This is a genomic window from bacterium, assembly GCA_041649255.1.
In the GTDB taxonomy this organism is placed as follows: Bacteria; Hydrothermota; UBA3073; order JACQXS01; family JAQTXJ01; genus JAQTXJ01.
Genome location: JBAZNK010000034.1, coordinates 1 through 8311 on the forward strand (window position 1 = coordinate 1; position 8311 = coordinate 8311).

The window sequence follows — 8311 nt, forward strand, 5'->3', positions numbered from 1 at the left end:
CACTAAAAGAGGGTAATGTAGAAACATCATTGGACATGGATTTACCTGTTGGAAGCTAGAAGGCGCGTAAGCGCGGAGAAATGTGTTTGTTTATCAGAGCATTATAACGCACTATATTAACATTTGCAGCAAAATTAACTGGATAAAGAGCTTGATTATGAGGATTTGGGTTGATGCGGACGCGTGTCCTAATGCGATTAAAGATATTTTATTTCGCGCGGCGGAACGAAGGCGGTTGCCGCTGACATTGGTGGCCAATCAGTTTTTAACCATACCGCCATCCAAAGTTATCAGTGCGGTGCAGGTCTCGGGCGGCTTCGATGTAGCTGACAATTACATCGTCAAGCATTTGCAGGAAAATGATCTGGTGATAACCGCTGACATTCCGCTGGCGGCTGAAGTGATAGCCAAAAATGCCCATGCCATTAATCCCAGAGGCGAACTCTATACTAAAGAAAATATCAGGGAGCGATTAGCCATGCGTGATTTTATGGAGGAAATGCGCAGTGCCGGACAAACATCGGGAGGGCCGCCGCCTCTTGGGCAGCGAGACAAGCAGGATTTCGCCAATGCGCTGGATCGGTTTTTGGCTAAATACCAGTAAGATTACTTGTCGGGCCAATCTTACTTGCGTTCGCTGCAGGCTGATGGTTGCTCATTTCGTACGGTTTCCTGATTTCAAAAAATCGCTGGCGGCAGATACCTGTTAGCGATGTTCTTATAGGTATTTGCACTCATTGTAATGGTGACTAAAACAAGGAAAAATAACCACCAACGTAAGCGGCGACCCTATTATCGGCCACTGGTTAAGGAGTCATGGGGGAGGTCTTACATTACGCGGTCGGTCTAACGCTGTGTTTCGATCAATGCCCGCAAGATCGGAGGTTTTCTCAAGTTTCCCGTGAGGAAGCGGCGGCTTATCTTTAACGTTGTATTGCCTTTCAATTTTCAGATTGAAAGGGCGGTGATAGCGATTGGAAGGTGAGATGAAGATGTCGAAAAAAGATAAAAGGAGCGCAATACCAATGAAAAACAAAACGAAACATTCTCTCATAATGGGGTTCACGCTACTGCTGGGGATTATCGGACAGACAGTATTTACATCTGTTGCCGTCGCTGTTCCCGCTGTCGTCCATGATCAAGCATCTGAAGCGACATCTGCGGGGATTAAAGACAGCCGCGTTGGAACGGAAAGAAAGCATATTGTCTCTGTCGAGACACAGGGCCTTGATACTGTACTGGATATACCGTTGCGTCTGGGCGGATTTGCCGCAACGGTTGTCGGCACAGGTTTTTTCATAGGCACAAGTCCTATTACCGGTCTAATGACGGCTTTGTACCCGCATAACGCAATACAAAAAGCAGCGGATTTTCTTGTTGTCAGACCCGGTCGCTACACTTTTGTTAGACCTACAGGCGACTTTAGTTACGATTCACGATCCTCCGATGAAAAATAAATAACCTTTAGTCAACTTATATCAATGAATGGGTGATTAAAATCAACCCTATTAGTGAGTAACGCCAGACAATTGATGGGAGTCAATCCATGGAATTAAAAACAAGAATGCAAGGTTTTGGTCTGTCTAGAGCCGTAATGAATACGGATTATAAAGCGATTAAAACAGACGCGCAGAACGAACAACCGGAACAAGCTTTTGCGCCATTGTTACTGAAAATACTTTCTCCGGTAGAGTTAGGGTTTAAAGAGTGTATCCATTCCAGATTGCTTGATATTCTTGATTTGTCACTGATTAGTGGAATAGAAGAAAAAGAAGCAAGGAAACAGATTCGGGCGGTAGCGCAAAAATTAATCGACGAAGAATCCATCCCTTTAAATACACAGACTCGACATCAAATAATTAAAGAAATTGAAGATGACGTACTGGGTCTCGGGCCTTTGGAAGCTTTACTGTATGACCCAACCATTGCCGATATTCTGGTTAATGGCTACAAAAAAGTGTATGTCGAAAGATTTGGAAAGCTTGAGTTAACCCCGGTCAGATTTAATGATGATAATCATCTGATGAAAATTATTGACCGGATTGTGTCGAAGATTGGTCGCAGGATAGACGAGTCGTCACCGATGGTCGATGCCAGATTACAGGATGGCTCCAGAGTAAACGCTATTATTCCGCCGTTAGCGGTTGATGGGCCTTCGTTGTCGATTAGACGGTTTGCAGTCGATAAAATGGGACTTGATGATCTGGTCAAAAGAGGAGCCTTAACTGACTATATGGCTGAATTCCTCAAAGGCGCGGCAAAATCCAAGTTGAATATCCTGATTTCCGGCGGGACAGGTTCAGGCAAAACAACGATGCTGAACGCCATTTCAAATTTTATCCCCAGTAATGAGCGAATCATCACTCTGGAAGATTCCGCAGAGCTACAGTTACAGTTACCCCATGTTTTGCGATTGGAAACCAGGCCGGCAAATGTCGAAGGCAAGGGTGAGATAACGTTACGCGATTTGGTACGCAACAGCCTTAGAATGCGACCTGATCGTATCGTTATTGGCGAAGTCAGGAGCGGGGAGGCATTCGACATGTTACAAGCGATGAATACCGGACATGAAGGATCCTTGACGACAGTCCATGCCAATACGCCGAGAGATGCCTTGGCGCGCCTTGAAAACATGGTTTCCATGGCGGGACTGGAAATGCCGGCTAAGGCAATCAGGACTCAAATCGTATCAGCCATTCACCTGATCATTCAACTTAGTAGGCTGGAGGATGGCAGCAGGCGGGTCGTCAGCATTCAGGAGGTGGATGGCATGGAAGGTGAGGTGATTACCTTGTCTGAAATCTTTAAATTCCAGCGGCAAGGCATTGATGAAAAAGGCGCTGTGCTGGGCCAATATTGTTCAACAGGTATTATTCCCAAATGTATGGCTAATTTGAAACAAAGAGGCGCTAACGCAGATCTGGCCATTTTTACCAAAAATCTGAATTAAACAGGAGGGCGATATGACCAGTGATATAACCCTATTATTTGTTGGATTAGTGTTTTTAACGGTCTTTGTAGCATCACAAATTCTTGTATTACCGACCTTGGGTACGAGTCGGGCAGACAGTCGTAAATTAAAACAACGATTGGAAGGCGTTATTCTGGCGCACGGTGATTCCGAAGCGTCGATCATAAAAGAAAAATATCTTAATCGGTTAGGTTCCATAGAACGGAGCCTTGAGCGTTTGCCCGGTATGCCGGGGTTAAAAACATTGCTGGAGCAGGCAGGGAAACAACACATAGCTTACCGGTTTGCGTTGTCTGTATTGCTCTTATCCGGCGGTATAGCGTTAATGGTCTGGCTGAACTTTCATCACCTGATCTTCACCTTGGCGGCGTTTATTGTTGCGGCGGTTTTACCGGTAGTGTGGCTAAACAAACAACGATCCAAGCGCCTGGATAAATTTGAAGAGCAATTGCCTGAAGCCTTGCAAATGATGGCCAGAGCCTTGCGGACGGGCTATCCGTTCACCGAATGTATGAAAATAGTCTCCACCGAAATGAGCGAGCCTATCAGTCAGGAATTTGGCATGACCTATGAGGAAATCAATTACGGGCGAAATATTGAAGTGGCGTTTGCATTGATGATAGAGCGGGTTCCGAGTCTCAGTCTGATAGCCATGGCGACAGCAATAATAATCCAAAGGGAAACGGGCGGTAATCTTGCCGAGGTGCTGTTGAAAATCAGCGATGTGCTAAGAGGGCGATTTAAATTGCAGCGACGCATAAAAACATTGTCGGCGGAAGGCATGCTGTCGGCCTGGGTGTTGCTGTTGCTGCCGCTGGCTTTGTTTGGGTTGATGAGTTTGATGAATCCTGATTACTTTAAGCCGGTTTATGACTCACCCGATAGAATGATGTATCTCTATATTTTTATGGGCCTGGAGTTGAGTGCAGCTCTTTGGATACGGCGGATTATTACCATTGATGCATGAGGTGAAGTAAATGGACTTTTTGATGCAATTATTGACGGGGCTGATGGTAAACCAACAAGGAGGCCAATGGGGCGCTGTTTTGTTGGTGGCAGTGGCAATCTTTATTTTAGCTTTGGCGCTGATGTCATTATTCGATGATTTTTTTGATCCGGTGCGCTCCCGTTTTAAGCGGGAGGTAAATACCGACGCGGTTTCCATGCTTGAGTCCAATGTCCTATCGGAAAAGCTTCGTAAACATAATAACGTGTTTGTTCCATCCAACAAGCCATTACTACAAAGAACAACTGCACGTCTTCATTATGGCGGGTTTCATGGCAAGAACAGTGTGTTGCATTATTATGCGATACGAATGTTGCTGACGATTTTGTTGCCTTTGTCAGTGCTGGTGGTCATGGCGTTCATTCCCGGCATGAAGAGTGAAACAATATTTCAATCCGCATTGGGAGCGGCAGCATTAGGTTATATGGGGCCCAGTTTTGTTTTGGATAAACTCACTAGCAACCGGCAGAAAATTCTTCGCAGAGCTTTTCCCGATATGCTTGATTTGTTGGTGGTCTGTTCCGAGGCTGGCTTGAGCCTGGATGCGGCGATACAAAAAGTGGTTGTCGAAAGCAGCATTAGTCAGCCGGTATTGGCTGATGAAATGGAAATTGTTATTGCAGAAACTCGCGCAGGCATTGATCGGCATAAGGCCTTGCAAAGGCTGGTTGAAAGGACGGGGGTGGAAGAGATTAGAGGATTGGTAGCGGCGCTTTCACAAAGCATGCGCTTTGGAACCAGCATCGTCGAGACGCTCAAGGTTTATTCGGAAGACCTCAGGGATAAAAGAACGCAAGCTGCCGAAGAAGTGGCCGCTAAAATTAGTACAAAGCTGATTTTTCCGTTGACCGTTTGTTTATTGCCGGCATTTTTAATGGTTGTTATATTGCCTGCCGTACTGGTTCTTAGACATATAACTCCCGGATAACGATTTACCGCTCGTAATAGTAATAAATGATGAACCTTAGTTACCGAAATCCCCAGGTTTTTGTTGTGAGCAGGGATTTCATTACCGGATGAATGTGATGAATAAAATAAAAAAACTAACCAAACTCATTTTTGTAGTCATTTTAAGTCAATCGCTGCTGACCGCCTGCAGTCCCGGCAACATTAAAGAAGCGGAGAACGATAGAGACCAACAGGAAACCGAAACGATTTTGCAAAGCGCGGGGCTTAACGTCAATTCGGTGGAAGACGCTGTGTTAAAAGCGGAAAAAGCGGCGCAGAACGGCAAGATGGATCTGGCGCAACTCTATTACATAAAAGCTTACGATCTGGAGCCGAATAACACCCAGGTTTTGCAAAGAATGGCTGATTTATATACCGAGCTAAAAAAGTATGATTTGGCGGAAGTCAGTCTCAAATTGATCTTGCAGCAACAGCCGGGGGACTTAAAGACAAGCGAACAATACGGGCTGCTGTTGATAAAGCTGAAAAAATATTCCGATGCAGCGGAACATCTCGGTCGGGTTGTCGCCATGCAGCAAAGTTGGCCTGCCTATAACGGCTTGGGGATTATTGCCACTTTACAAGGCGACTATCTGAAAGCCGAAAGCTTTTTCAAAAAAGCTGACGGCATTTCGCCGAATTCGCCCGAGTTGCTTAATAATATCGGCTTTGCGCTCTATTCAGCCGACAAACTGGCCGAGGCGGCACCTTATTATATTAAAGCCTTGCAAATCAATCCCGGTTTTAAAAAGGCGATATATAACTATGCGTTGCTACAGGCACGTTTAAGTAATTATGAACAGGCTCATATTGCCTTTGCCAAAGTCTCTTCACCGGCTGAAGCAAATAATAATACCGGCTATATAGCGATGATGAACGGCGATTACGCCGAGGCCAGTAATTATTTGCAAGAAGCCGTCAATGTATCGCCCCGGTTTTATAAAAAAGCCACTGACAATTTAATACGGCTGGAAATGCTGGAAAAACAGTAAGACTGATAAATCATTTTTCTCCCCTGATTAGCAAGGGAACCTCAAGTAGCACCGTCATACCGGCATGGATGCCGGTACCCAGCGCCATGGATGGTAACTCATGGATTTAGGCTCTAAAGCTTCCATCCCTCGGTAACCTCCTGTATCGCCTAAAGCGCCTACATTTGACGCTCTACCTCCTACATCCATCAGGCTAAGCTTCAAGTCCCCTTCGACTTCGCTCAGGGCAGGCCTGTGCCTGAATTTTCTTCGCTCTCGCATCCATTGCCGGAATGACGTACTTTTTGGCGGTGGCTAAAGTATCTTGTTAATAACGGATGTTACGCATTGCCCGCGAAAATAGATGAACGTGCCTTAACTGAATGATCGTGACGGATAAGGTGGTAGTGAGCACGGCACGCCATGGAGGATATTCCTATGCAGGGAACAAGATATTTCCGGGCAATGATAAGGAGCATCAAATCCGTGTCATCTGTGGCCTATGTTTTTCGCGGCGGTGATGGCCAATGCATGGCATCAGTTAATAAGGAAATAATTTACATACCCCGGCCTGGATTGTAGGTATTCGTACCAATATTTTTTATCTCATTTTAAACTTAAAATATCCTTAAATTATTTTATAGCTAACTCGAACTATTTAAGGCCTGTAATAGCGTTATTGATAACGTTCGCATACTTTTAAAGAGTTAAATATAGAGTAACAATAAATGTTAAAGCAGGTGTCGGTAGATTTTGTTCGCTGGCTGAAACATCTTGCTAATAAGCGAATAATTTGAACACCGCTGACCTAGGTTGTAGGTATTCGTACCAATATTTTTTACCTCATTTTATACTTAAAATATACTCAAGTTATTTTATAGGTTACTCAAATTTTTTAAGGTCGATAATCGGGCTGTTGATAATGTTAGTCTTCTTTAAAATGGTTGAATATAAGGTAGCTATAAATATTAAATAATGTGTCAATAAGTTTATTGATCATTAAAGTGACATTCTACATGCCTATATTTAAAAGTTTATTGCGATATAATAATCGTTAGTTAAACAATATAGGCAGGTGGTTGTGAAAATAGGATGTTTTGATAGAGGGATCTTTGATAATGTAATTTATGATGCAAAAATAGTGTAAATAATACTTTTTTAATTTCATATTGAGGAATAAATCATGAAAAAAATAACAAACCAATTAAAAGCATTTTTTGCTGATGAAAAAGGTGCGGAAACTGTTGAATGGGTGATGATTGCTGCCGTCTTGGCTGGCATTATAGCGATTGTTTTTTGGCAGACCTTGCAAACCGGTCTTGATACCAGTATAGACAACATAGTAACTAAGATGACTAAAGTCTACTAAGTACTATTGTAAATCGGTCTTCTTCATAGTCTATGTCAAGTGGAGAAGATCGATTTTATTATAAATGCTTGGTTTTTTTATTATTCTATAATAATGACTAACTTGTTATAAATATTTAAGTTTTCGATGTTTATTGTCATTATAGGTTGCTGGATTTTTATCGCGCCGGTATGCGTAAGGCATGAATAGTATATTAAAAAAGATAAGCAATTAAACTATTGTGTATTTATATATTATTACAGTGGCAATATAGTATGGTGTATATGATTATTGGTCATTGTTTTAAATACGCTTTTCGTTTGGCAGTTAAGCCTTAATTAATAACATTATACTCGATTTATGATTATTATTTACTTAACATTAATTGCATTTGTATTGATTGCAGCAATTTACGATGCGGCCACGCAAAAAATACCTAACTGGACTTCATTGGTTATTGTCGTATTGGGGTTGGGCTGGAATATTTTTTCCGCTGAAGGGTTAGGCGTTCGGGATAGCGGTTTTGGGCTACTTGCCGGTTTGCTGCTGATGCTGCCGAGCTATGTTTTCGGAGGCATGGGGGCCGGCGATGTGAAACTCATGGCGGCGATAGGGTCGGTGGTAGGTATTAATCAGGTGCTGGACTTGGTCTTTTATAGCTATATGGCAATGTTTGTAATGGCCATACTTTTTATAGTTGTGAAAGGGGATCTGATTAAGCTGTTGTGCAGGTTGCGGACTCTTATTTATGGTTTGTTTGCGGGAGTATTGGCTTATCAGAAACCGGACCAATCAGATGCAGCAAGTAGCCGATTGCCCCTGGCTCCGGCTATCGCACTCGCTACCTGTTATGTTTTATATCCGGCTCTTTGCAACTCAGGATTTATGGCGGATTTATGTCTCTATTAGAACTCATTAAACAACCCCGCACGATTGACGAGACCGCTCTCGATGCCGAGTTATTGATTGATTTAACGCTAAAGCATTTTTATGACGGCGGCGTGCTGGATTTGCAGCAGTTAGCCGACCGGATGGCATTGACAGGAAACCTGCTGGACGGAATCCTG

General features: G+C 43.4%; 9 protein-coding genes. 8 read left to right on the forward strand and 1 reads right to left on the reverse strand.

Translation table 11 applies throughout. From position 1 onward, the window contains the following. Positions 1–157: 157 nt before the first annotated feature. From WC614_13820 to WC614_13845, 6 genes are all read left to right on the forward strand, one after another. Positions 158–604, forward strand: coding sequence for a YaiI/YqxD family protein (locus WC614_13820; protein ID MFA5034081.1), 447 nt, complete (start codon positions 158–160; stop codon positions 602–604). A gap of 421 nt (positions 605–1025) precedes the next feature. Continuing rightward, on the forward strand, positions 1026–1457 hold the full coding sequence (locus tag WC614_13825) for a hypothetical protein (protein MFA5034082.1): 432 nt from the start codon (positions 1026–1028) through the stop codon (positions 1455–1457). An 89-nt stretch (positions 1458–1546) separates the two neighbouring features. After that, complete coding sequence (locus tag WC614_13830) at positions 1547–2950, forward strand: CpaF family protein (protein ID MFA5034083.1); 1404 nt, start codon at positions 1547–1549, stop codon at positions 2948–2950. Between the two features lie 13 nt (positions 2951–2963). Then, positions 2964–3938: a type II secretion system F family protein gene (locus tag WC614_13835; GenBank protein ID MFA5034084.1), complete on the forward strand. Its 975-nt coding sequence runs from the start codon at positions 2964–2966 to the stop codon at positions 3936–3938. 10 nt (positions 3939–3948) lie between these two features. After that, on the forward strand, positions 3949–4905 hold the full coding sequence (locus WC614_13840; protein ID MFA5034085.1) for a type II secretion system F family protein: 957 nt from the start codon (positions 3949–3951) through the stop codon (positions 4903–4905). A 97-nt stretch (positions 4906–5002) separates the two neighbouring features. Beyond that, a complete protein-coding gene (locus WC614_13845) occupies positions 5003–5917 on the forward strand; it encodes a tetratricopeptide repeat protein (GenBank protein MFA5034086.1) in 915 nt (304 codons plus the stop codon). A 54-nt stretch (positions 5918–5971) separates the two neighbouring features. Here WC614_13845 and WC614_13850 read toward each other — a convergent pair whose 3' ends face one another. Then, entirely contained in the window at positions 5972–6178 is a 207-nt protein-coding gene (locus WC614_13850) for a hypothetical protein (GenBank protein MFA5034087.1), read from the reverse strand. A 901-nt stretch (positions 6179–7079) separates the two neighbouring features. Here WC614_13850 and WC614_13855 point away from each other — a divergent pair. Then, complete coding sequence (locus WC614_13855; protein ID MFA5034088.1) at positions 7080–7265, forward strand: hypothetical protein; 186 nt, start codon at positions 7080–7082, stop codon at positions 7263–7265. A gap of 339 nt (positions 7266–7604) precedes the next feature. Beyond that, positions 7605–8153 carry an A24 family peptidase gene (locus WC614_13860; GenBank protein MFA5034089.1) on the forward strand — a complete coding sequence of 183 codons (549 nt, stop codon included), beginning with the start codon at positions 7605–7607 and terminating at the stop codon, positions 8151–8153. Positions 8154–8311: the final 158 nt, after the last annotated feature.

What these genes read in the sequence shown, in the direction of transcription:
- WC614_13845 (MFA5034086.1), top strand. Translation starts at nt 5,003, where the DNA reads ATGAATAAAATAAAAAAACTAACCAAACTCATTTTTGTAGTCATTTTA.
- WC614_13850 (MFA5034087.1), bottom strand. Translation starts at nt 6,178, where the DNA reads ATGCGAGAGCGAAGAAAATTCAGGCACAGGCCTGCCCTGAGCGAAGTC.
- WC614_13825 (MFA5034082.1), top strand. Translation starts at nt 1,026, where the DNA reads ATGAAAAACAAAACGAAACATTCTCTCATAATGGGGTTCACGCTACTG.
- WC614_13855 (MFA5034088.1), top strand. Translation starts at nt 7,080, where the DNA reads ATGAAAAAAATAACAAACCAATTAAAAGCATTTTTTGCTGATGAAAAA.
- WC614_13860 (MFA5034089.1), top strand. Translation starts at nt 7,605, where the DNA reads ATGATTATTATTTACTTAACATTAATTGCATTTGTATTGATTGCAGCA.
- WC614_13830 (MFA5034083.1), top strand. Translation starts at nt 1,547, where the DNA reads ATGGAATTAAAAACAAGAATGCAAGGTTTTGGTCTGTCTAGAGCCGTA.
- WC614_13820 (MFA5034081.1), top strand. Translation starts at nt 158, where the DNA reads ATGAGGATTTGGGTTGATGCGGACGCGTGTCCTAATGCGATTAAAGAT.
- WC614_13835 (MFA5034084.1), top strand. Translation starts at nt 2,964, where the DNA reads ATGACCAGTGATATAACCCTATTATTTGTTGGATTAGTGTTTTTAACG.
- WC614_13840 (MFA5034085.1), top strand. Translation starts at nt 3,949, where the DNA reads ATGGACTTTTTGATGCAATTATTGACGGGGCTGATGGTAAACCAACAA.